The sequence below is a fragment of the Hydrogenophaga sp. genome (assembly GCF_036675665.1).
Lineage (GTDB): Bacteria > Pseudomonadota > Gammaproteobacteria > Burkholderiales > Burkholderiaceae_C > Hydrogenophaga.
The window spans coordinates 1-23,227 of record NZ_JAKFEO010000039.1; the positions used below are offsets into that span (position 1 = coordinate 1).

At 63.7% G+C, this 23,227-nt stretch carries 21 protein-coding genes and 1 pseudogene; 1 reads left to right on the top strand and 21 read right to left on the bottom strand.

Going from position 1 to position 23,227, the window contains the following annotated elements:
• Nucleotides 1-518 precede the first annotated feature (518 nt).
• The 5 genes from V6M63_RS15795 to V6M63_RS15815 all read right to left on the bottom strand — a co-directional run bounded on the left by V6M63_RS15795 (nt 519) and on the right by V6M63_RS15815 (nt 5,693).
• Complete coding sequence (locus V6M63_RS15795) at nt 519-1,715, bottom strand: CaiB/BaiF CoA transferase family protein (protein ID WP_056278389.1); 1,197 nt, start codon at nt 1,713-1,715, stop codon at nt 519-521.
• Nucleotides 1,716-1,717: 2 nt separating this feature from the next.
• Nucleotides 1,718-2,746 carry a Bug family tripartite tricarboxylate transporter substrate binding protein gene (locus V6M63_RS15800; RefSeq protein WP_143435943.1) on the bottom strand — a complete coding sequence of 343 codons (1,029 nt, stop codon included), beginning with the start codon at nt 2,744-2,746 and terminating at the stop codon, nt 1,718-1,720.
• A 61-nt stretch (nt 2,747-2,807) separates the two neighbouring features.
• Nucleotides 2,808-3,956 carry an acyl-CoA dehydrogenase family protein gene (locus V6M63_RS15805; protein WP_056278394.1) on the bottom strand — a complete coding sequence of 383 codons (1,149 nt, stop codon included), beginning with the start codon at nt 3,954-3,956 and terminating at the stop codon, nt 2,808-2,810.
• Between the two features lie 44 nt (nt 3,957-4,000).
• Nucleotides 4,001-4,933 (bottom strand): electron transfer flavoprotein subunit alpha/FixB family protein, encoded by a 933-nt coding sequence (locus V6M63_RS15810; protein ID WP_332743429.1) that lies wholly within the window; start codon nt 4,931-4,933, stop codon nt 4,001-4,003.
• Nucleotides 4,934-4,943: 10 nt separating this feature from the next.
• Entirely contained in the window at nt 4,944-5,693 is a 750-nt protein-coding gene (locus V6M63_RS15815) for an electron transfer flavoprotein subunit beta/FixA family protein (protein WP_332743431.1), read from the bottom strand.
• Nucleotides 5,694-5,787: 94 nt separating this feature from the next.
• On the opposite strand from V6M63_RS15815, the gene V6M63_RS15820 reads away from it, so the two are divergent.
• Nucleotides 5,788-6,732: a LysR family transcriptional regulator gene (locus tag V6M63_RS15820; protein ID WP_086124726.1), complete on the top strand. Its 945-nt coding sequence runs from the start codon at nt 5,788-5,790 to the stop codon at nt 6,730-6,732.
• Between the two features lie 4 nt (nt 6,733-6,736).
• On the opposite strand, the pseudogene V6M63_RS15825 reads toward V6M63_RS15820, so the two are convergent.
• The 16 genes and pseudogenes from V6M63_RS15825 to V6M63_RS15900 all read right to left on the bottom strand — a co-directional run.
• Nucleotides 6,737-7,048: pseudogene (locus V6M63_RS15825) on the bottom strand (aminotransferase class III-fold pyridoxal phosphate-dependent enzyme); the annotation flags it as partial.
• Between the two features lie 71 nt (nt 7,049-7,119).
• The gene (panD, locus tag V6M63_RS15830; protein WP_056278406.1) at nt 7,120-7,536 is read right to left on the bottom strand and encodes an aspartate 1-decarboxylase; all 417 of its coding nucleotides are present in this window, start codon (nt 7,534-7,536) and stop codon (nt 7,120-7,122) included.
• A gap of 11 nt (nt 7,537-7,547) precedes the next feature.
• Nucleotides 7,548-8,573: a biotin synthase BioB gene (gene bioB, locus V6M63_RS15835; protein WP_332743436.1), complete on the bottom strand. Its 1,026-nt coding sequence runs from the start codon at nt 8,571-8,573 to the stop codon at nt 7,548-7,550.
• Between the two features lie 85 nt (nt 8,574-8,658).
• The gene (locus V6M63_RS15840; RefSeq protein WP_056278412.1) at nt 8,659-9,447 is read right to left on the bottom strand and encodes a citryl-CoA lyase; all 789 of its coding nucleotides are present in this window, start codon (nt 9,445-9,447) and stop codon (nt 8,659-8,661) included.
• Between the two features lie 36 nt (nt 9,448-9,483).
• The gene (locus V6M63_RS15845; RefSeq protein ID WP_332743440.1) at nt 9,484-10,329 is read right to left on the bottom strand and encodes an HpcH/HpaI aldolase/citrate lyase family protein; all 846 of its coding nucleotides are present in this window, start codon (nt 10,327-10,329) and stop codon (nt 9,484-9,486) included.
• On the bottom strand, nt 10,326-11,690 hold the full coding sequence (locus V6M63_RS15850) for an MmgE/PrpD family protein (protein ID WP_056278598.1): 1,365 nt from the start codon (nt 11,688-11,690) through the stop codon (nt 10,326-10,328). Before V6M63_RS15850 ends, V6M63_RS15845 begins: the two co-directional genes overlap by 4 nt.
• A gap of 16 nt (nt 11,691-11,706) precedes the next feature.
• Complete coding sequence (locus V6M63_RS15855) at nt 11,707-12,867, bottom strand: CaiB/BaiF CoA transferase family protein (protein ID WP_082586012.1); 1,161 nt, start codon at nt 12,865-12,867, stop codon at nt 11,707-11,709.
• A gap of 29 nt (nt 12,868-12,896) precedes the next feature.
• Entirely contained in the window at nt 12,897-14,054 is a 1,158-nt protein-coding gene (locus V6M63_RS15860) for an acyl-CoA dehydrogenase family protein (RefSeq protein WP_442909602.1), read from the bottom strand.
• Between the two features lie 51 nt (nt 14,055-14,105).
• The gene (locus V6M63_RS15865) at nt 14,106-14,888 is read right to left on the bottom strand and encodes an enoyl-CoA hydratase-related protein (protein ID WP_056278424.1); all 783 of its coding nucleotides are present in this window, start codon (nt 14,886-14,888) and stop codon (nt 14,106-14,108) included.
• Between the two features lie 31 nt (nt 14,889-14,919).
• Nucleotides 14,920-16,905, bottom strand: a complete 1,986-nt coding sequence (locus V6M63_RS15870) for an acetoacetate--CoA ligase (RefSeq protein WP_332743445.1) — start codon at nt 16,903-16,905, stop codon at nt 14,920-14,922.
• Nucleotides 16,902-18,125, bottom strand: coding sequence for a CaiB/BaiF CoA transferase family protein (locus V6M63_RS15875; RefSeq protein WP_332743446.1), 1,224 nt, complete (start codon nt 18,123-18,125; stop codon nt 16,902-16,904). The genes V6M63_RS15870 and V6M63_RS15875 overlap by 4 nt, the downstream gene beginning before the upstream one ends.
• A 14-nt stretch (nt 18,126-18,139) precedes the next feature.
• Nucleotides 18,140-18,928, bottom strand: a complete 789-nt coding sequence (locus V6M63_RS15880; protein ID WP_056278432.1) for an enoyl-CoA hydratase/isomerase family protein — start codon at nt 18,926-18,928, stop codon at nt 18,140-18,142.
• Between the two features lie 215 nt (nt 18,929-19,143).
• Nucleotides 19,144-20,736 (bottom strand): AMP-binding protein, encoded by a 1,593-nt coding sequence (locus V6M63_RS15885; RefSeq protein ID WP_056278436.1) that lies wholly within the window; start codon nt 20,734-20,736, stop codon nt 19,144-19,146.
• Between the two features lie 99 nt (nt 20,737-20,835).
• Nucleotides 20,836-21,774: an electron transfer flavoprotein subunit alpha/FixB family protein gene (locus V6M63_RS15890; protein WP_069047330.1), complete on the bottom strand. Its 939-nt coding sequence runs from the start codon at nt 21,772-21,774 to the stop codon at nt 20,836-20,838.
• On the bottom strand, nt 21,774-22,523 hold the full coding sequence (locus V6M63_RS15895; RefSeq protein WP_332743449.1) for an electron transfer flavoprotein subunit beta/FixA family protein: 750 nt from the start codon (nt 22,521-22,523) through the stop codon (nt 21,774-21,776). Before V6M63_RS15895 ends, V6M63_RS15890 begins: the two co-directional genes overlap by 1 nt.
• A gap of 64 nt (nt 22,524-22,587) precedes the next feature.
• Complete coding sequence (locus tag V6M63_RS15900; protein ID WP_291086741.1) at nt 22,588-23,193, bottom strand: TetR/AcrR family transcriptional regulator; 606 nt, start codon at nt 23,191-23,193, stop codon at nt 22,588-22,590.
• Nucleotides 23,194-23,227: the final 34 nt, after the last annotated feature.

Here is a 23,227-nt window from a genome sequence, read left to right on the forward strand (position 1 = left end):
GTGCTGCTGGTAGAACTCGAAGAAGGTCCGCGGATGATCAGCGCCTTCGTCGGTCCAGATCCTTCGGTGGTCACCTTCGACATGGCCGTCGAGCTGGTTTGCGAGCCCGTCGGTGGCGGTGTGACGCTGCCGCGATTCCGGGCGGCCGGACTTCAAGCGTGAAACAGCGTCTTTGCGCGCCTTCTGAGCGTGTCTGAACAAATGATTCAACTCAATGCGAGATTTCGCTGACCCCATTTCGCTGCGTCGTCCTCCCAGACTGTAGTCGAGGGGGCTCTGACCTGACGATGACCACGGTTGCGCGGCGGGCGATTGAGCCCTTGTCAATGCACGATTGGATCGTGGCAATCTTTGCACCGGTCGGCTACAGCAAGACGACATTGATGGGAGGATGGTTTCGCGCTTGCAAAGACGCCGACCCCGTGCGGGTGGGACTCGACGCCTCCTGGCGCGACCAAGCGTTCTTTGCCCGTTTGTAGTCTTGGATCAGAGATCAGTGAAATTCAACAGCAATAGGCTCATTGTTGAACCGCTGCCTCAGACAACAACGCTCGGATGTGTTCGTCGGAATAGCCAAATTCGCGCAACAGTTCCACCGTGTTCTCCCCCAATTTGGGTGCATGGTGCCTCTTTTCCGGCACTGAGTGCGACCACTCAGTAGGGATGCTTACATCTAGCATTTCCCCTTCGCTTGGATGAGTGACCTGCTGGATGTATCCGGTTTCCGCAAGATGAGGGTCGGCCAGGATGTCGTCAATGCTGTACATGCGTGCTGCGGGAATATCTGCGTGCTCCAGCAGCGCAAGCCACTCCCCAGTGCTTCGTGTTCGAAAGATTTCGCCGAGAAAGCCGTAGACGTGGTCAATGTGCTCGAGGCGCTTGCCCTGGCTGCTGAAGCGCACGTCCTGCGCAAATACCTCGGACTTGCCAATGGCATCGAAGAAGCTACGCCAATGCTTGTCGTTGTACACCAGGACGCAGATATGGCCATCGCTTGTCTCGTAGGGTCGGCGATCACGTGCGAGACTACGCTGATATCCGGAAGGTCCCGTCGACGGTCTATAGAGGTGCCCGGCAAGGTGCTCACCAAGCACTATGGAAAGCATGCCTTCAAACATGGGCACATCAATCCGCTGTCCAATGCCGGAACGCTCGCGATAGAACAGTGCAGCGGTGATGGCGTTGCACAGTTGCAGACCGACCACGCGGTCGACCAATACCATGGGGGCATACCGGGGCGTCTCTCCAGTGGCCTGCCCCGTAAGCCAAGGGATGCCGCACATGCCTTGGATGAGATCGTCGTAGGCGGGTTTTGCGGCGTAGGGGCCACGCTGACTGAATCCGTAGGCGCCAGCGTAGACGATCTTCGGAGACACCTTCTTCAGGTCTTCGTACCCGAGGCCCAGGCGAGCCATAGCCTGCGGCCGGATGTTGTAGAGCAGCACATCTGAGCTGGCTGCCATGTGCAGCAGCGCGTCGCGACCTGAAGGCTTCTTGAGGTCGAGAACGATGGAGCGCTTGTTGCGGTTGGTCGTCAGGTAGAAGTGGCCCATGCCAGGATTTCGCATAGGGCCGGCTTGACGCATCACGTCCCCGCCAGGCGGTTCGACCTTGATCACATCGGCACCCAAGTCAGCCAACTGCTGGCTGGCATATGGGCCCATGATCACACTCGTCAGATCGAGAACGCGAATGCCAGAAAGAGGTCCGCTCATTTTCAATCGACTTTCGCGCCGGAGAGTTTGACGACCTTTCCCCACTTGTCATACTCGATGTTCATGAAGGACTTGAACTCGGTGGGGGGCAAGGTCCATGCCTCGTAGGCCATGCCACGAATGGCCTGCTGAAGTTCTGGGGTCTGCATCGCTTTGAGAGCGGCCTGATACAGCCGGTCGACGACGGGTTGAGGGAGTTTGGCAGGGGCCACCAGACCGAACCACAGGTCGCTACCCGCTTCGTCGAAGCCTGGCACACCGGACTCGCGCATGGTGGGCACGTCGGGCAGATAACTGCTGCGCTTGACACTGGTCACGGCAAGCGGCCTGACATGGCCGGCACGGATTTGAGGCAGCGAGGTGATGGGGATATCGAACATGGCCGAGACGCTGCCGCCCATGACGTCCACCAGGGCGGGTGCACTGCCCTTATAAGGAATGTGCTCGAGCTTCGCGCCTGTCAACGCTTTGAGCAGCTCTCCGGAGAGGTGGTTGGTTGCGCCGTTGCCGCCCGATGCGTAGTTGGCCGAAACACCACTACGCTTGGTCCATGCAATGAACTCGGCCAGCGTGTTGGCTGGCACCTTGGGGTTGATGACCAGCACGTTGGTGTACGAAACGATGGGAGTGATCGGAGTCAGATCGGTGCGCGGATCGTAGGGGTGGCGTGGGTAGAGGTGTGGATTGATCGCGGTCGTGCCGGTGTGAGCCATTCCGATGGTGTAGCCGTCGGGTGCTGCCTTGGCCACCCCGTCGATGCCGATGCTGCCTCCGGCCCCTGGGCGGTTGTCCACGATGATGGGCTGGCCGAGCACTTCCCCCATGCTCTTGGCGAGGGACCGTGCCAGTACGTCGGTCGGCCCGCCTGCAGAGAATGGCACGATCATACGGATGGGCTTTGATGGGTAGTCCTGCGCAAAGCTCGCAAGAGGGACGGCGAGAAACAGGCCAGAAAGGGTGAGGCCCAGCACGGTTCGAATCGGGGTCATTGTCTTGTCTCCTAGGGTTATGGTCTTGTCGCGGCGAATCAAGGTTATGGGCTTCTTTCATGTGCTCATGAATTCGCCCTCCTGTTGGTGTTGCGTGTGATCCTTAGGCGTGCTCGCGGAGCAGTTCGCGCGCGATGATGAGCTGCATGATCTGGCTGCTTCCCTCGTAGATGCGAAGCAGGCGCGCGTCGCGGTAAAGGCGCTCGATGGCGTATTCCTTGATGTAGCCATTGCCTCCGTGCACCTGCAGCATGCGGTCGGCGATGCGGCCTGCCGCCTCGGTCGCGTAGTACTTGCAGCATGCGGCCTCCTTGGTGGTCTTCTTTCCAGCATCTTTCTCCCGCGAGGCCTTCTCGACCATGGCGCGCGCAGCGAACAGCTCGGTTTGACTCTCAGCCAGCATGGACTGGATCATCTGGAAATTGGCAATGGGCTGGCCGAACTGCTTGCGCTCCATCGCGTAGCGCGTTCCTTCGTCAAGAAGGCGCTCGCACAGTCCGGTGGCCACTGCGGCCATGTGCAGCCGTGCGTGGTCCAGCGACATCATCGCGTTGCGAAATCCCGTGCCTTCCGCGCCGAGCAAGGCGCTGGCAGGAACACGGCAGTTCTCGAAGATCACGTCGGACTCATGAGAGCCCGCGAACCCCATCTTCTTGTACGGCTTGGCCACAGTGATGCCGGGTGTGTCACGATCGACCAGAAAAGCGGAGATACCCTTCGAACCGACCTCCTTCGGAGCCGTGCGCGCGAAGACGGTGAACACGCCGGCATGGATGGCGTTGGTGATGAAGCGCTTGGTGCCGTTGATGACGTAGTGATTGCCATCGCGCACAGCTTTGGTGATCAGAGCAGCGGAATCGGAGCCGGAGTCGGGTTCGGTGAGACAGAAGGACGCCATCATCTCGCCGGTCGCGAGTTTGGGCAGGTACTTTCGCTTCTGCTCTTCGGTACCATCGTTGACGATGCCCAACGTGCCCACGCCATTGGTGGTGCCGAAGTAGGAGCGGAAGGCGGGCTGCGCGTAGGCGATTTCGAAAACGAGGCTTGCCTCCTCGAACATGCTGAGGCCGAGGCCCCCGTATTCCTCGGGGATGGTCATGCCGAAGAGGCCGAGTTCCCGCAGGCCCTTCACCACGTGGGGGGGAATCTCCTGCGTCTCCTCCACCACCGTCTCGGCGGGTAGAAGCACCTCGCGCGTGAAGCGGCGGGCGGCATCGATGAGAAGCTCGAGTGTCTGTTCGCGTTCTGTCATGGGTATTTCCGTGGAGTCGTTCGTAAAGAGAGAGGATGTAAATTTCAGACCACTTTGATCAACTCGGGCACGGCCACGAACAGATCGGCCTCCAGGCCGTAGTCGGCCACCGAGAAGATCGGGGCCTCGGGGTCCTTGTTGATCGCCACGATGACCTTGGAGTCCTTCATGCCGGCCAGGTGCTGGATCGCGCCCGAGATGCCCGCAGCAATGTAGAGCTGCGGGGCCACGATCTTGCCGGTCTGGCCCACCTGCCAGTCGTTCGGTGCGTAGCCCGCGTCCACCGCGGCGCGGCTCGCTCCGAGTGCTGCGCCCAGCTTGTCGGCCAGCGGCGTCATCACCTCGTTGAACTTCTCCGCGCTGCCGAGTGCCCGGCCACCGGAGACGATGATCTTGGCCGCCGTGAGCTCGGGGCGGTCGCTCTTGGCGATCTCGCTGCCCATGAATTTGGACTTACCGTCGTCGGCGGCTGCTGCTGCCGTTTCCACCGTGGCGCTGCCACCGGTGGCCGCTGCGGGGTCGAATCCCGTGGTGCGCACGGTGATCACGTGCGTGGCGTCCAGGCCCTGCACCGTGGCAATGGCGTTGCCGGCGTAGATCGGGCGCTCGAAGGTGTCGGCTGCGATGACCTTGGTGATGTCGGAGAGCTGGGCCACATCGATTGCGGCGGCCACACGGGGCGCCACGTTCTTGCCGCTGGCGGTGGCGGGGAACAGGATGTGGCTGTAGTTCGCCGCGATGATCAGCACCTGGGCTGCCACGTTCTCGGCCAGGCCGTGTTCGAAGCCCGGGGCGTCGGCGTGGATCACCTTGGCCACGCCCGCGATCTGTGCGGCCGCGGCGGCTGCTGCAGCGGCGTTGTGGCCGGCGATGAGCACGTGCACCTCACCGCCACATTGGGTGGCGGCAGCCACGGTGTTGAGCGTGGCGCCCTTGATGGAGGCGTTGTCGTGTTCGGCAATTACGAGTGCAGTCATTTGTCGGTCCTCAGATCACTTTGGCTTCATTTTTGAGTTTGTCCACCAGGGCAGCGACATCGGCCACCTTGATGCCCGCGCCGCGCTTGGGCGGCTCGCTGACCTTCAGGGTCTTGATGCGCGGCGTCACGTCCACACCGAGGTCTTCGGGCTTGACGATGTCCAGCGTCTTCTTCTTGGCCTTCATGATGTTGGGCAGCGTCACGTAACGCGGCTCGTTCAAACGAAGGTCGGTGGTGATGACGGCGGGCAGCGTGATGGAGAGCGTCTCCAGGCCACCGTCGACTTCGCGCGTGACGGTGGCTCTACCGTCAGCGACTTCCACCTTGCTGGCGAAGGTGGCTTGTGGCAGGCCGGCGAGCGCGGCCAGCATCTGGCCGGTCTGGTTGCAGTCGTCGTCGATCGCCTGTTTGCCCAGGATGATGAGACCGGGTTGCTCCTTGTCCACCAGGGCCTTCAAGAGCTTGGCCACGGCCAGGGGCTGCAGCTCCAAGTTGGTCTCCACCAGGATGGCGCGGTCCGCACCAATGGCCATGGCGGTGCGCAGGGTTTCCTGGCACTGGGTGACACCGCAGGAGACGGCGATCACCTCGGTGACCACGCCTTTCTCTCTCAGGCGCACGGCTTCTACCACCGCGATTTCGTCAAACGGGTTCATGCTCATCTTGACGTTGGCGATGTCCACGCCACTGCCGTCGCTCTTCACGCGCACCTTGACGTTGTAATCCACCACGCGTTTGACGGGGACGATAACCTTCATGTTGGGTTGTCTCCTGTTGATATGGACTTCACTGTACGAATCGATAGATTCCACGTCCAATACCAAATGAGACGTCAGTGATATCCTTTTGATAATGAACTTCCGGCAGATCACCCAGTTCCTGGCCGTGGTGGAAACGCAGAGCTTTCGCAAGGCGGCGGAACGGCTGCACATTGCGCAACCGCCCCTGTCAACGGGCATCCGGCGCTTGGAAGCAGACCTCGGCGCACCACTTTTCGAGCGCAGCAAGCGCGGCGTGCGTCTTACCGACGCAGGTCGTATCATTCTGGTGGATGCGCAGCAGATTGCCTTCCATGCTGAGCAGTTACGCAGCGCTGTCGTCGCTCTGCGTAACGGCGTTGGCGGGCGATTGCGCATTGGCTTTGTAGGCTCCGCCACCTATGCGATGCTGCCACGCGTACTGCCGCTTTTTCGCGAGCGCTACCCGAATGTGGTGCTCGACTTGCGCGAAGGCACGACCACACAGATACTTCGCGACCTGGAGGCTGGTGCGCTGGACCTAGGGCTCGTTCGATACCCCGTGGCAGAAGCCACACCGATCGAAATCAGACCGGTGGAATGGGACAGGCTGGTGGTCGCCTTGCCGATGCACCATCCGCTGACCCGGCGCAAACGCGTGGCGCTATCGGACTTGGCCAATGAAGCTTTCATCATGTACTCAGCGTCGAGCGCGGTAAACCTTAGAGCACAGGTGATGCTGGTCTGCCAGACCGCTGGCTTTACTCCCCGGGTCACGCAGGAAGCCGTGCAGGTTCAGACGTTGGTCAGTCTTGTGGAAAGCGGCATCGGGGTGGCATTGGTCCCTGCAGCATGCAGCACAGGTTCCACCAGGCGAGTGGAGTTTCGCGATGTGTCGTCAGAAGCATCGCTCGCGGTAGCGCTCGGCGTGGCAATGCAGCCGAGCGCCGACGGTAGCGCTGCACAGCGTTTCCGGCAGATGTTGGAAGAGAACCCTCCTCAAAACGGTGATACTGTTCTTTTGCGTCGCCGAAAGCCAGTTCCGCGCGGATCACTTTGACGCTCTCGGTGGCGCTGGCGCCGTCGCTCCCGTTGAAGGCGTGGCCCAGGCCAGTGAGCGCAGCCAGGCGCTCGGACAGTTCAACCGCCGGCCCGTGGGTGAAACCAGCCAGCATCACGTGGTCGAGCGTGTGCAACTGATCGATCAGCGCGGTGCGGATGGCGGGGGGCAGGTCAGTTGTGCCCGAACAGGTTGACCCACCAGGAGCTGATCGCATTCAGATGGCACCAGCCTCCGTGGTCGCGCAGCCACACTCCTGGGCCCGCGCCACGGGAATCAGCGGCAGCGCAGCACCCTCGGACGCGTGCAGCTTCATCTGGGTGCAGGGGTGCCAAACCCCAGCCGGGCTGCGCTAGCGCCAGGCGTCGTTGGCCGACACAGGTAGCATCAAAGCTCGGCGCCTAGGGGCAGGATGACCGGATCGCCGGACTGCGGACCGGCGGGCTCGCTGCGGGTCTCGACGATGCGGTTGGCGGCGTCGGGGAACACCAGCTTCGGCACGGCCTCGTCGAGCTTGTCCTCGTGAACCATGCCAAAGGCCGCGATGATCACCAGGTCGCCCACACTGGCGCGCCGGGCGGCCGAGCCGTTGAGCGAAATGATGCCGCTGCCGCGCGGCGACTTGATGGCGTAGGTGATGAAACGTTCGCCGTTGTTGACGTTCCAGATGTGCACCTGTTCGTTGGGGCGGATGTTGCTCGCCTCAAGCAGGTCTTCGTCGATGCCGCAGGACCCTTCGTAGTGCAGCTCGCAGTGGGTGACGGTGGCGCGGTGGATTTTGGATTTCAGCAGGGTGCGAAACATGGTCGTGGTCCTCAGGCGCCCAAAGTGTGGCGCGCATGCAGGCCCAGGCGCTGCATCAGCGCCCGGTCGCGTTCGATGTCGGGGTTGCCGGTGGTCAGCAGCTTCTCGCCATAAAAGATGGAGTTGGCGCCGGCCGCAAAACACAGGGCCTGCACCGCATCGCTCATCTGCTGGCGCCCGGCCGACAGGCGCACCCGGGCCCGCGGCATGGTGATGCGGGCGACCGCGATCATGCGCACGAACTCCAGCGGGTCCAGTTCGGCCTGATCGGCCAGCGGCGTGCCTTCGACCTTGACCAGGTTGTTGATCGGCACCGATTCGGGGTAATCGGGCGCCAGGTTGGCCAGCTGGGCGATCAGCGCCGCACGCTGCACCCGCGTCTCGCCCATGCCCACGATCCCGCCACTGCAGACCCGGACGCCCGCCCCGCGCACGCGTTGCAGGGTGTCGAGCCGGTCCTGGTAATCGCGCGTGGTGATGATGTCGCCGTAAAAGTCGGGGGCGCTGTCCAGGTTGTGGTTGTAGTAGTCGAGCCCGGCGTCGCGCAGGGTTTCGGCGTGGCCCTCGTTGAGCATGCCCAGGGTGGCGCAGGCCTCCAGGCCCACGTCCTTGACCGCGCGCACCAGCTCGGCCACGGCTTGCACGTCGCGGTCCTTGGGCGCGCGCCAGGCCGCGCCCATGCAGAAGCGTGTGGCGCCGGCCGCCTTGGCGCGCACGGCCGCGTCGCGCACCTCTTCCACCGCCATGAGCCTGCTGGCCGCTACGCCGGTGTCGTAGTGCACCGACTGCGGGCAGTAGCCACAGTCTTCCGGGCAGCCACCGGTCTTGATCGACAGCAGCGTGGCAAGCTCGACCTCGGTCGGGTCGAAGTGCTCGCGGTGAACGGTCTGCGCGCGAAACAGAAGCTCGGTAAACGGCTGATCGAACAGCGCCACTACGGCTTCGGTCGACCAGGCTCCCACGCTCGATGCCTCGGCAGTCTGCGAAGGTGATTGCACCCAGTGAATGGGTTCTTCTCTCAGGATCGTGTCATTCATCGCGCAATACTCCAGTGGTGTCCAGCAAAATTCAATCGATAGATCGACGCGGGCGAATCGTGCCTGCAAGGCCAGCCACAGCGCTTCAGGCGCCTTGCGGCCTGATGTGCTGGGTGGCCTCGTCTTCGACCCGCTGCCAGATCTCGACCGCCATCGGGTTCTTGCTCTCTTCCAGGATGTGCCCTACCAGCCCGATGGCACGCGCCAGGACGCCGATGCCGCGCACGATTTTCCATGGCAGCCCGAGTTCGCAGCTGATGGCGCCGATGGCGCCGGTCGCGTTGACGGGAAGCGACTTGCCAGCGGCGCGTTCGGCCTCGTCGCAGATCAGTTGTTCCAGGCGGATGTAGTCGCCGGAAAAGCCGTTGTCTTTGGCGATCTGGAACAGGCGCGGGGCACGCGGATCGACCGGCTTGTGCAGCGGATGGCCGAGCCCCGGAATGATCTGGCCACGCTCTCGGTAGGCCGCCACGGTTTCGCGCGCAATGCGCTCCAGATCGGCGTCGCGTGTGCCCGGCGGCAGCGCCTCGTACAGCATTTTGGCGGTGCCTTCGGTGCTGCCGACGAACACGCTGCCCAGGCCGCACAATCCGGCCGCCACCGCCGCCTGCAGCGATTCGGGCGCACCGGCGTAAGTCAGTCGCGCGACCAGCGCACTCGGCGTGATGCCGTGTTCGACCAGCGTCACCGCGATCGCGTTGAATACGTTGGACTCCTGCGGCGTCGGCATGCGCCCGACGATCTGCAGGAAGGCCATATCACCCAGGTTGAGATGGCCAAGAATTTCGTCGGGCAGGCTTTTGCCGTGCACCTCGATGCGGTCGGGGGTACTCCACGCAATGTCGGAGCGGATGGGTTTGTTCTTGCGGGTCATGAGAAATTCCAGTCGGTTTGGGGTGGGCTTAAAAAATCAGGCGCTCAGACCCGCGTCGCGCAGCACGGCTTGTGCACGCTGGTACACCGGCAGATCGACCATCTGGCTGTCAACCGCCACAGCGGAACCACCCGCCGTTTCAAATGCTTTGCAGACGCGGCGCGACCAGTCAAGCCGTTCGGGGGTCGGCGTGAACACCGCCTGGACGATGGCAAGCTGCTTCGGGTGGATGCACAGCTTGGCACCAAAGCCGAGTCGACGTGAGCGTTCAGTGTCCGCCTGCAAGCGTTGCAGGTCCTCAATCGCGGTGCTGACACCATCAACTGGCGCGGCCAGCCCGGCCAGCCGCGAGGCCAGCACCACTTGTGAGCGGAAAGCCAGCAGCTCTGACTCCGCGCCATCGGGCGCACAGTCAATGCCCAGATCGAGCGCCAGATCGACGCTGCCAAAAGCCAGGCGGATCACGCCCGGCACGCTCGCAATGCTGTGGATTTCCCTAATGCCGCGCGCCGACTCGATGATCGGCAACACGTCCTTATAGGTGATCTCGACCACGGTGCACACGGCATCGATACCCTCGGCCTTGGGCAGCATCACCGCCGCCACACCAGGATGGCGACACAGTTCGAGATCGTCTTCAAACCAGGGCGTGCCAGCAGCATTGATGCGCACAACCAGCGGTGCCGACGCATCAAGCGCCGCCGCCAACGCGTCGCGTGCGCTCGCCTTCGCCTCGGGGGCAACCGCGTCTTCCAGATCAACAATCACCGCGTCGGCGCCGCTGGCGCGCGCCTTGGCAAAACGCTCAGGCCTGTCTGCGGGCACAAAAAGATAGGCACGCGGCAGGACATGGAGGCCGGGGGTGCTGGTCGCCATGCTCATGCCGCCAACCAGCGCTCGATGTGCGGCGCCTCGGCGACCGCCCAGACGCGCGCGATCAGTGCCTCCACCTCTGCAGGCGTGGCCCCCTTGCCGTAGGCCGCCAGGCGCTGCGCCTTGTCTTCCAGCTCGGCACGTGTCAGGGTGTTGCCAGGGTCGCCCTTGGGCTCATCGACCCGCGCGCCAAAGGTGTGGCCATCGCGCGTGCTCACCGTTACCTTGCCGATCCAGCGCTGCGGGTAGGCCTTATCGACCTCGGCGTCGAGCTGCATCGTCACGCGGTCGCGCAAGGCGGCCACGCGGGGCGCGAGGTAATGCGCTTCAAATTCATTCAGCCCGGCAAAGCCGTATTCGGCGGCCAGCGCCAGCACCGTGCCCATTGAGAATTTGGCCTGGTGCACGGTGGCGGGCACGGTGACGCGGCCCAGCACGTCGATGGCGCCCTGGTGCACATGGGTGGTCACCGCGGCAATATCGTCGGCCTTGAGCCCATGCGTCTGCATCAGCGCCAGCAGCGCGTCGGCGCTGGGGTGGGTGTGGCGGCACGAGGCGTGGTATTTGAACGAGGTTTCCGCCGTGGCCCAGCGCTGGCCCAGGCGGTCGGTCAGGCGCGCCGGATCGGCGTCGTTCGACATGCCCGCAGCCATGCCTTGCGCGCCTTCCAGAATCTGGCGCGCGCCGGTCAGCCCCTCGCGCGCCAAGTAGGCGCAAGCCAAGCCGCTGGACGCCGCATGCGCGGTGTGCAGTTGCTTGGAGTCGGCGGCGTCGCGCAAAAACTCCCACAGCCCGGCGGCTTGTGTGCCGGCGCTGCCGAAGGCATGCAGCATGGTGGTCGCATCGAGCTTGAGCAGCCGTCCGGCCGCCGCAGCGGCGGCCAGCGTGCCGGCGGTGGCCGTGGTGTGAAAGATGCGGTAGTGCGAGCGGCCCAGGAACTCGCCCACCCGAATGCCGACTTCATAGCCCGCGACTACGGCGGCCAGGAACTCGCGGCCGCTGGCACCGATGTCCTGCGCGATGGCCAGCGCCGCCGGGAACACGACGGCTGCGGGATGAAACACCGAGCCGTTGTGGACGTCATCCTGCTCGGCGAAATGCGAGGCGGCCGCGTTGACCATCGCAGCGAAATGGGGCGAGGTGGTGCGGCGCGAGATCAGCACCTCGGCGCGGCCGGAGGCCGGCCCCATGGTGCGGGCATAGGCTTCGATGGCCTCGACCGGCCGGGCGCCCTTGCCCGCCAACGCGGAGGCGTACCAGTCGAGGAACAGGTCTTCGGTTCGGCGCAGCACCGGCGCCGGAATGGTGTCGAATGACAGATCGGCGGCAAAGGCAGCCAGCGTCGCGCTCGGGTTTGTATCTGGGGTCATGGCATCGATCTCGCAGTCAGATGGCTTGGTCTGCACGCAGCCGGGCGATGTCAGTCTCGCCGTAGCCGAGCTCGGTCAGGATGGCTTCGGTGTGCTGACCCAGCGCAGGCACCGGCCCCATGGGCGGCGGCGGCTCGCTGCCCTGGACGTGGTGCGGCGGGTACAGCGCCGGCAGCGTGCCGCCTGGCGAATCGATCTCGGTCCAGCGCCCACGCGCCGCGAGTTGCGGGTGCTTCCACAGGTCGGCCATCTCGTTGAGCTGGCCGTTGGCGATTTGCGCCGCATCCAGCCGCGCCACCAGTTGCGCCGCGGTCAGGGTGGCGCAGACACCTTCGATGATGCCGCGCAGTTTCTCGCGCTGGGCCAGCCGGTTGGCGTTGCCCAGGTACTGTGCGGTCAGCTCGGGCAATTGCAACACCTGGTTGCAGAAGGTGGCCCATTCGCGGTCGTGCTGCACCGCCAGCACCACCTGCTTGCCGTCGCCGCAGGTAAAAGGGCCGTAGGGGTAAATGGCGGCGTGCGAGGCGCCAGCACGCAGCGGCGGCGGCTGGCCATCCAGCGTGTAGTAGAGCGGGAAGCCCATCCATTCGGACATGGCTTCGAGCATGGAGATTTCGAGCCGTTGGCCACGCCCCGTGCGCCCGCGCTCCAGCAAAGCGGCCAGCACGCTGCTGTAGGCGTACATGCCAGCGGCGATGTCGGCAATCGACAGTCCGGCCTTGGATGGCGTCTCCGGCGTTCCGGTCACCGACACAAAACCGGCTTCGCTCTGGATCAGCAGGTCATAGGCTTTTTTCGCGGTGTAGGGGCCGCCGTCGCCGTAGCCCGAGATGTCGCACACCACGATGCGCGGGTTGACCGGCGCCAGGCTGGCATGGTCCAGTCCCATGCGCGCGGCAGCACCGGGCGCCAGATTCTGCACCAGCACGTCGGCGCGCTCCACCAGCTTTTGCAGTACGGCGCGTGCGGCCGGGTGTTTGAGGTCGAGCGTCAGGCTTTCCTTGGAGCGGTTGCACCAGACGAAGTGGGAAGCCGAGCCGTGGGCCCGGCTGTCGTAGGCGCGGGCGAAGTCGCCCTCGCCCGGACGCTCGACCTTGATGACGCGCGCGCCGAGATCGGCCAACTGGCGGGTGCAGAACGGCGCGGCAATCGCGTGCTCCAGCGTGACAATCAGCATTCCTTCCAATGGACGCATGGCAATTTCTTTCAGAATGAGCGCGGCAACTCGAGCACATGCTCGGCCACGTAACTCAGAATCAGGTTGGTGGAGATCGGCGCCACCTGGTACAGCCGGGTTTCGCGGAACTTGCGCTCGATGTCGTATTCGCAGGCAAAGCCAAAGCCGCCATGGGTCTGAATGGCGGTGTTGGCCGCCTCCCAGGAGGCTTTGGCGGCCAGGTACTTGGCCATATTGGCCTCTGCGCCACACGGTTGGTGGGCGTCAAACAGCTCGCAGGCACGCCAGCGCATCAGGTCAGCGGCTTCGGTCTCGATGTGGGCCTCGGCCAAGGGAAACTGCACGCCCTGGTTCTGCCCAATCGGGCGGTCAAACACGCGGCGCTCGCGGGCATAGCGGGCGCTGCGCTCGACGAACCAGCGGGCGTCGCCAATGCACTCGGCGGCAATCAGCGTGCGCTCGGCGTTCAGGCCGTCCAGGATGTACTTGAAACCTTTGCCCTCCTCGCCGATCAGGTTCTCGGCCGGGATTTCGAGGTTGTCGAAGAACAGCTCATTGGTCTCGTGGTTGACCATGTTGCGGATCGGGTTCACAGTCATGCCCTGGCCAATGGCCTGGTGCAGGTCAACGATAAAGATCGACATGCCCTCTGACTTGCGCTTCACATCCTTGAGCGGGGTGGTGCGTGCCAGCAAAATCATCAGGTCGGAATGCTGAATCCGCGAGATCCAGACCTTCTGGCCATTGACCACATAGCGGCCTTCCTGCTTGACCGCGGTGGTCTTGATCTTGGTGGTGTCGGTGCCTGTGGTCGGCTCGGTCACGCCCATGGACTGCAGGCGCAGATCGCCGCTGGCGATTTTGGGCAGGTAGCGTTGCTTTTGCTCGTCCGAGCCGTGGCGTAGCAAGGTGCCCATGTTGTACATCTGGCCGTGACAGGCGCCGGCGTTGCCGCCGCAGCGGTTGACCTCTTCCATCACCACCGAGGCTTCGGCCAGACCCAGGCCGGCTCCGCCATACTCCTGCGGAATCATCACCGCCAGCCAGCCGGCCCTGGTCAGCGCGTCCACACACGCCTCGGGGTAAGCACGGGCATCGTCAATCTTGCGAAAGTACTCGTCAGGGAAGCGTTTGAAAAGATCGCGCAGCGCGGCACGCAACTCGGGGTAAGTTTCTTGGTTCATCATTTTCAGTCTCTAAAAGTTCCCCGCCGAGCCGCGCAGGACAAAGGTTACCGGTTAGCGGAATTTGCTGAAGTCGGGCTTGCGTTTCTCAAGAAAGGCGCTGGCCCCTTCCTGCTGCTCGCCGGTACTGAAATAGTTAGGTGCCACTTCCTGGATCAGGTCGTTCATGTCCTTGCCCATGATCGGGGCCATGTGGTGGTAGAACGAACGCTTGACAATCTTCAGGCAGGTCGGCGACAGCGACAGCAATTCGTCGCAGTACTTCTGCACCTCTTCGTCGAGTTGGGCCATGGGCACCACCGAGTTGGCCAGACCCCAGTCGAACGCCTGCTTCGCGCTGTAGCGGCGGCACAGCATCCACAGTTCGCGCGCCCGCTTGTGGCCAAGCACATTGGCCGCGTGCGAGACGATGTAGCCACCGGCCGGTGAGCCGACGCGTGGCCCGTTCTGACCAAAGATCGCATGCTCGGCGGCAATCGTGAAGTCACAAAAGTAGGCAATGTGGTGACCGGCACCAATGGCATAGCCGTTGACGCGCGCGATCACCGGCTTGGGACATTCGGCGATCTGGCGGTTGAAGTTGAATTCCAGGTCCTGCAGGCCGCTCTTGCCACCTTCGCCCTTTTCCCAGTTGACATCACCGCCGACACAAAAGGCGCGCTCGCCAGCACCGGTCAGCACGATCACGCCGACCTTCGGATCGTCGCCGGCCTGGGCCAGCAGTCGCTCCATGTCCTTGATGGTGTCACCAGTGAAAGCGTTGAGCGTCTTGGGCCGATTGATGGTGATGGTGGCAACGTAATTTTTGACGTCGTAAATGACTTCCTGATCGCTCATGGTGTTTCTTCGTGATATTGGTTGGGGGAAACTATCGGGTCTGCGTGGCACGCACGCGCGCAAACTCAAGAAACCAGTCAAGGCTGGCGGGGTTGGCCAGCGCATCGCGGTTGACCACTTTGTCGATGGGCTGGCCGAGCAGCAGCTTCTTGATCGGCAGTTCGAGCTTCTTGCCGGTGAGCGTGCGCGGCACCTCGGCCACGGGAAACACCTCGTCCGGCACATGGCGCGGCGACGCGGCCGCGCGGATGGCGCTCTTGATGCGCCCGATCAGCGGCGCGTCCAGCGCCACGCCCTGGCGCAGCACGACGAACATCGGCATATAGCTTTCGCGCCCCAGAAACTCAAGATCGACCACCAAACTGTCGAGCACTTCGGGCAGCGCCTCGACCACGCTGTAGATGTCGCTCGTGCCCATGCGCACGCCGTGGCGGTTGATGGTGGTGTCGCTGCGGCCGTAGATGATTGCGCCGCCGCGCGGTGTGATGCGAAGCCAGTCGCCATGCCGCCAGACGCCGGGGTACATGTCGAAATAACTGTCCAGATAGCGCCGGTTGCCGGGGTCGTTCCAGAAGTAGAGGGGCATGGACGGCATGGGCGCGGTGCAGACCAACTCACCCACCTCGTCCACGACCGGCTGGCCCTGCTCGTTGAAGGCCTCGACGCGCGCCCCGAGGCAGCGCCCCTGCATTTCTCCCACGGCAACGGGCAGGGTCGGCACGCCGCCGACGAAGGCCCCTGCGAAGTCGGTGCCGCCGGAGATCGGGTTGATCCAGACATCGCGCCCGACATGCTTGGCAATCCACTGGTAGCTTTCCAGGGACAGTGGCGAGCCGGTCGAACCCACGGTGCGCAGCGGCCCCAGCGCGCCCACCTCGCGCGGCTCTACGCCTGTTTTCTGGCAGGCCGCATAAAACGCCGCACCGGCACCCAGAAACGTCACGCCGACTTCCCCCGCGAAGCGCCACAGCGTGGTGTAGTCGGGCCAGGCCGGGGCGCCGTCGTACAGGCAGACCGTCGCCCCCACCAGCAAGCCACCCACCTGGCAGTTCCACATGATCCAGCCCGTGGTGGAAAACCAGTGGAAGCGGTCTTCGGGACCGAGGTCATTGTGCAGGCGCATCAGCTTGACCTGCTCCAGCACGATGCCGCCATGGCCGTGCACGATGGGTTTGGGCAAGCCGGTGGTGCCCGATGAATACACCACCCACAGCGGGTGGTCGAAAGGCATTGACTCAATGCGCAGTTCAGCTGGGCCGCTGACCACCTCGCTCCAGAGCACGCCACCGCGCAGCGCGCCCACGCTGGCGCTGCTGCGCTCCAGGTAGGGCAGGAGCACGCAGCGCTCGACGCTGGGCAGCCCGTCGAGCAGCATGGCCACGGTGTCGCGCCGGTCGAAGCGCTTGCCACCCCAGCGGTAGCCATCGACCGCGATCAACACCTTCGGATCGATTTGCCGGAAACGGTCCAGCACCGTGGGCGCCCCCATGTCGGGCGAGCACACCGACCAGATCGCCCCCACGGAAACCGTGGCCAGAAAAGCCACGATGGATTGCGGAATATTGGGCAGGTAGGCCACCACGCGGTCGCCCGGCCCCACGCCCGCTGCGCGCAGCCACTGCGCCAGCGCCGCCACTTGGTCCTGCAGCGTGCGCCAAGACATGTCCGCCCGCTCGCCCGCTTCATTGCGAAAAACGATGGCCGGTCTGGCATCCGTAGCGTGCCGGAACACCTGCCGCGCATAGTTGGTGCGCGCGCCCACAAACCATTGCGCGCCCGGCATCTGCCGATCGCTCAGAACCGGGCCATTCCAGTCGTCGAGCGGAAGCTCAAAATAGCCGACGATGGCGCCCCAGAAACCCTCCAAGTCATCCACGGACCATTGCCACAAGGCCTCGTAGCCGGCAAAGCGCACGCCTTTTTCGCGTTCCAGCCATTGTTGGAAACAGGTCAACTCGGCACCCGCGATGCGATCCGCGCTGGGGATCCACAGAATGTCGGGCGAAGTTTTGCTCATGGTTTCCCTACTGCTGCGGTTGCCATGGCAGTTTCGTGCAGGCGCACGACCTCGTCGCGCACCAGTTGGGCAATCTCCGGCCCACCATAGCCCAGTTCGCCCAACACCGGCCCGGTATGCTGCCCCAGCGCGGGAGGTGCCAGCATGTCACCGATCTTGCGCATGCCCGCGGCAAGCTGCGCCGGAAAAGGGATTAGCGGCAGCCCCGGCATCTCAGGATGCTCCACGAAACGGGCGACCAGCACCGGGTCGGCCATGGCCTCGGACACCGTGTTCACCGGACCACAGGGAATATCGGCGGCCTCGAAGGCTGCCACCCAGGTAGCCGCCGAACGGGTGATGAAAATCGCCTCCAGTTCAGCCAGCAGCGCCGGCCGGTTGGCAATGCGCACCGCATTGCGCTGGTAACGCGGATCGTTGAGCCACTCCAGCCGCTCGATGACGGCGCAAAACCGCTTGAACGCACCTTCATTCACCACCGACACGCTGAACCAGGCACCGTCGGAGCCTCGAAAGTGACGGCTCGGCACAGCAATCGGCAGGTTCACCGCACGAACCGGCTCGCGCTGCTCAACCGCATATTCACCCACCTTGCTGGCAAGAAAATTGAACATGGTGTCCACCAGGGACAACTCCACGCGCTGCCCCTGGCCGGTCTGCTGCCAATGCATCACCGCGGCCAGCACGCCCAACGCGCCGCACATGCCGGACGCCACATCGATGATCGGCAAGCCGATACGAACCGGTGGATTGCCCTCTTCCCCGCTGGCGTAGAAGGCCCCCGTCATGCCCTGCACCACGCTGTCGACCGAGGGCCTGAGCCGGTAGTCGCCCTGCTCACCGAAGGCGCTGACCATGTAGTACACCAGCGTCGGGTTGATGCGCCGCACCGCGTCGTAGGTCAGCGCATGTGTCTCGGCAAAGTCGGGGCGAAAGTTGTGCACCAGAACCTGGGCTTTTGAAATCAGCCGCTCCAGCACCGAGCGCCCGGCAGGGGTGCGTATGTCCAGCGCGATCGACTCCTTGCCCCGGTTGCAGGTCATGAAAGCGACGCTGGAGTCGCCATAAAACGGCGGGCCAAAATGCCGCCCCTCCTCGCCGGTGATCGCCTCGACCTTGATGACGCGCGCGCCCAGATCGGCCAGCACCATGGCCGCGTAAGGCCCGGCAATCAAGCGGGACAGATCGATGACGGTGATGCCACTCAGAATGCCTTGCACGGCGCCGCCCTTTTTTACTTGCTGGCGCGCGAGCGGGTGCGGAAAGCCGCAATGCCGGCGCGATGCTCAGGCGTGTCTTCGAGCACCGCCATGTGCGAGGACACCATGTCCAAGTGCGTGGCGAGCGCCATGGTCTGGCTTTGGTAGACGGCGCGGCGAAAAAAGCGTACCGCCTGCTGCGGCTTGGCGGCAATGGTGCGCGCCATATCGTAGGTGGCGGTCATCAGTTCGGCATCGGGCACCACGCGATTGACCATGCCAATGCGTTCGGCCTCTTCCGCCCCCACCACGCGACCGGTCCAGAACAACTCAAGCGCGCGCGCGGTGCCAATCAGGCGCGGCAAGTACCAGGCACCGGCATCACCAGCCATCAGTCCGATGTTGATATAACTCTCGGCAAGCGTGGCTGAGCTGGCCATCAAACGGATATCGCACATCAAAGCCATGTCGCAGCCAGCGCCTCGCGCAGCGCCGTTGACAGCGGCAATGACCGGTTTTTCCATCCGCTCCAGCGTCAGCGCAATGCGATGCACGTGGCGGTACAGAAAATCCTTGCGTCCCATGCTGTCCATTTCGCTGAATTTGGCCATCTCCTCGAAATCGCCGCCGGCACAAAAAGCACGACCGGCACCGGTGACGACGATGACCTTGACTCGCTCATCAGCTTCGGCCTGCTCAAGTGCTGCGCGCCAAGCATCCACCATCTCAAGATCGAAGGCATTGAGCTGATCGGGCCGGTTGAGGGTCAGGGTCGCAATGCCGTCGGCATCAACCGCAAGCAAGATGGCAGGAACGACGGACATGGAAAACCTTTCTGACGGTGGGATGAACAAGGATCAAGGATCAAGGATCAAGGGCGACTGTCCGCGCCTGCCGGAAACCGGCTGGTTTCGATAAAGGTCATGCGAACATATTGACAGAACGGTGGTTAGTTAGGACCTCAAGCCGAAGCACGCCTTGCAAGCAGCCTGGTCACAGGCGCGGGCGTGTGTTGCACACCCCATGACCTTCCCCACACCTATCGTTCAATGTCCTCGTACAGGGCGCGATAGCTGTCACGCAGCGGATGCTTTTGAATCTTGCCGGTGGAGGTCATCGGCAAGGCATCGACGATGCGGATCGCCTTGGGCACCTCAAAGCCACCGAGATGCTCCTTGCAGTGGTTGATCAACTCGGCCTCGTCGGCCTGCGCCCCTGGCTTGAGCACCACGAAGGCGGTGACCGCCTCGACCCAGCGCGGGTGCGGCAAACCTACCGCCGCCACATTGGCCACCGCCGGGTGGCGCAGCAACGTGGCCTCGACCTTGATGGACGGCACGTTTTCGCCGCCGGTCTTGATCATGTCCTTCTTGCGGTCCCTGAACATCATCTGGCCATCGACCCACATGCCGAGGTCACCGGTGTGGTGCCAGCCGAAAGCGCGTGCCTCGGCGGTGGCTTCGGGATTTTTGTAGTAGCCCTCCATCACGTTCGGACCGCGGTGCACGATCTCGCCGACCTCGCCGGGGCCGAGCAGCTGGCCCGCGTCGTCCATCACCGCCGTGTCGTTGATCAATGCACTGGCGCCCCAGTAGGAACCAAAGCGTTTAAGCTGCTCTTCGGGCCGGAAGGCCATGGTGAGCGGGTACATCTCGGTCTGGCCGGTGGCCAATGAGTAATTCGGGCAGAACTCGGCGATCAGGCGGCGCAGCAGGGTCTCGGCCATGGGCGCCATGGCGTACACGCACATGCGCAGGCTCGACAGGTCGCGCCCCGGGCGCGAGGGATGATCGAGCATGGCCTGGTGCATCAGCGGCAAGCCCACCAGCAAGGTCACCCGTTCACGCTCGATGGCGTCGAGCATGGCGGCGGGTTCGAAAGCGCGCATCACAATCACCGTGCCGCCGCCCGCCAGCACGCCGCACATCAGCGTGTGCTGGGCGCAATGAAAGAGGGGCAGCACGGCAATGTTCACGGCATCGCGCCACACCCCCAACTCAAGCGCGTTGTTCATCGCTGCCATCACCACCGACAAATGGCTTTGCATCACCCCTTTAGGGCGGCCGGTGGTTCCGCTGGTGTACATGATCTGGGCTACGTCGCGGTCATGAATTTCGACCTCGGACTCAGTGGCAGACTGCGCAGCAATCGCTGCAGCGAAGCTGCAGAAAGCCCCAGCCCCCTCGCCTTCCAGCACCCATCCGCGACCGGGCTGCGCCTCGATGGCTGCACGCAACTCCGGGCGCACCAGCAGAGCGGCATCCACCAGCAGGAAGCGCGCCTCAGAGTGGTCGATGATGTAGCGAACGTCATCCAGCCCCAGGCCGGTGTTGATCGGCACCCAGATCAGGCCGGCGCGATGGATGCCGAACATGGCCACCAGGAACTCAAGCGAGTTATTGCATAGCGTGGTCACGCGGTCACCTCGCACCAAGCCAGCGGCCAGCAAGGCATTGGCGCAGCGGGTCACGCGCTCATCGAGCTCACCGTAGCTCATGCTCTGATCGCCGAGCACGAACGCCGTCTTGGCGCGGTCTCGCGCTGCCGAGCGGCGCAGGAAGTCGCCGATGGCCACGCGGGCAATTGCGCCAGGGGATGGCACATCAGCGATGACGGAGGTTGATGGGCTCATGATCGATGTCTCCTACTTTTTGAATTGTTTGGCCGGTGCCGCCGACCATACTGCCAGGAACAGGCCTGGCCTCTGCTTTACCTCGGCATCCGCTGCAACCTATAACGCAGTCACCAATTCGGGCACCGCTGTGAACAGATCCGCCACCAGCCCATAGTCGGCCACCTGGAAGATCGGCGCTTCGGCGTCCTTGTTGATCGCAACGATCACCTTGCTGTCCTTCATGCCGGCCAGGTGCTGGATGGCGCCCGAGATGCCAACCGCCACGTACAACTGGGGTGCCACGATCTTGCCGGTCTGGCCGACCTGGTAGTCGTTGGGCGCGTAGCCGGCGTCGACGGCGGCGCGCGAGGCGCCGATCGCCGCGCCAAGCTTGTCGGCCAGCGGCTCCAGCACGGCGTGAAACTTGTCGGCCGCGCCCAGTCCGCGTCCGCCCGATACGATGACCGATGCAGCGGCGAGTTCCGGGCGCTCCAGCTTCACCACCTCACGCCCGACCAGGGTGGTCAAGCCGAGATCGCCAGCCGCGTCCAGCGTCTCGACCGCTGCCGTGCCGCCCGCACCGACCGGGTCGAAGGCGGTGGTGCGAATGCTCAGCACCTTGATGGCATCCTTCGATTGCACGCGGGCCAGCGCGTTGCCGGCATAGAACGGGCGCAGGAAGGTGTCGGGCGACTCGATCGCGATCACGTCCGACACCTGGGAGGCGTCCAGCAAGGCCGCCACGCGCGGCAGCACGTTCTTGCCAAAGGCGGTGGCTGGCGCCAGCACATGGGTGTAGCCGACATCGGCGCGCACGCGTGAGCGCACCAGCTCGGCCAGGTTCTCGGCCAGGTGGGCCTCTAGGTGCGCCGCGTCAACGTGCAGCACCTTGCTCACGCCCGCAACCGCCGCCGCAGTCTGGGCCACGGCAGCGCAGTTGCGGCCCGCCACCAGCACATGAATGTCGCCGCCGATGCGCGTGGCGGCGGCAATCGTGTTCAGCGTGGCCGCTTTGAGTACGGCGTTGTCGTGTTCCGCAATGATCAGGGTTGTCATCAGATCACCTTCGCTTCTTCTTTAAGTCGTTTGACGAGTTCGGCCGGGTCGGCCACCTTGATGCCGGCCTTGCGGGTCGGCGGCTCGCTGACGTGCAGGGTCACGGTGCGTGGCGCAATGTCGATGCCGAGCTCGGCCGCCTTGATCACCTCCATCGGCTTTTTCTTGGCCTTCATGATGTTGGGCAGCGTGATGAAGCGCGGCTCGTTCAGGCGCAGGTCGGTCGTGATCACGGCCGGCAGCTTCATGGCCAGGGTTTCCAGGCCACCGTCGATCTCGCGAGTGATGGTGGCCGTGTCGCCGCTGATCTGCACCTTGGAGGCGAAGCTGGCCTGGGCCCAGCCCATCAGCGCGCCAAACATCTGGCCAGTCTGGCCAGCGTCGTCATCAATCGCCTGCTTGCCGAAGATGGCGAACTGCACACCTTCTTTTTGGGCCACATGCTGCATCAGCTTGGCCACCGCGAGCGGTTCGAGCGCGGCGTCAGTTTCAACCAGCACGGCGCGATCAGCGCCGATGGCCATGGCGCTGCGCAGCGTTTCCTGGCAAGCCGCCGGGCCACAGGAAACAACGATCACTTCAGAAGCGACACCGGTCTCCCTGAGGCGCACCGCCTCTTCGCAGGCGATCTCGTCGAAAGGGTTCATGGACAACTTCTGGTTCGCGAGATCGACTCCCGAACCGTCGGACTTGACGCGGGCCTTGACGTTGTAGTCCAGCACCCGCTTGACGGCGACCAATATCTTCACTTTATCTCCATGTGACTAAAATAAACAATTGAAAACGGTGAGATGGAAGCCGAATCCGGCCCGTTCAATCACTGCTCACTCCCGATGCGGCCACACGAGGAAACAGCATCGCGTACATGCGCTGCGCCAACGCATCGATGTCCAGACGCCCGCCAGGCCGGTACCACTGCGCCGTCCAGTTGAGGGCACCGAGAACTGTCTGGCGCACCAACACGACATCTGTATCGACCAGGCCCAGCGCCGCAGCCTCGCTGATCGGCGTCATCCACAAGGTCTCGTAGGCGTCGCGCGATGCCATCACCCGGGTCTGGGCGGCCGGCGAAAGGCTGCGCCACTCATAGAGCAGCACGGTCATGGCGTCGAGCCTCGTACCTAGCAAAGCCTTCAGGTGGCTGCGCACCATCGACAGCAGCCGCTCGGGCAAGCGAACTTCGCCAGCCAGCCCGTCGCGCACCGACCGCATGATGTCGCGAACACCCTCCTCCATGATCGCCACCAGCAGATCCTCCTTGGTCGCGAAATGGTAGAAGAGCGAGCCTGAAGTCATGCCCATGGCTTGGGCAATCTCGCGCACCGAAGTGCGCTCAAAACCCTGGCGCCGGAACCGGCTCGCCGCGGCCGCCAGGATCGCATCTCTGCGCGAGAGTGGGTTGTCTTGCTCCTTTGCCATGCCGTATACTATATCATCTAACAAGCGTTTGGTC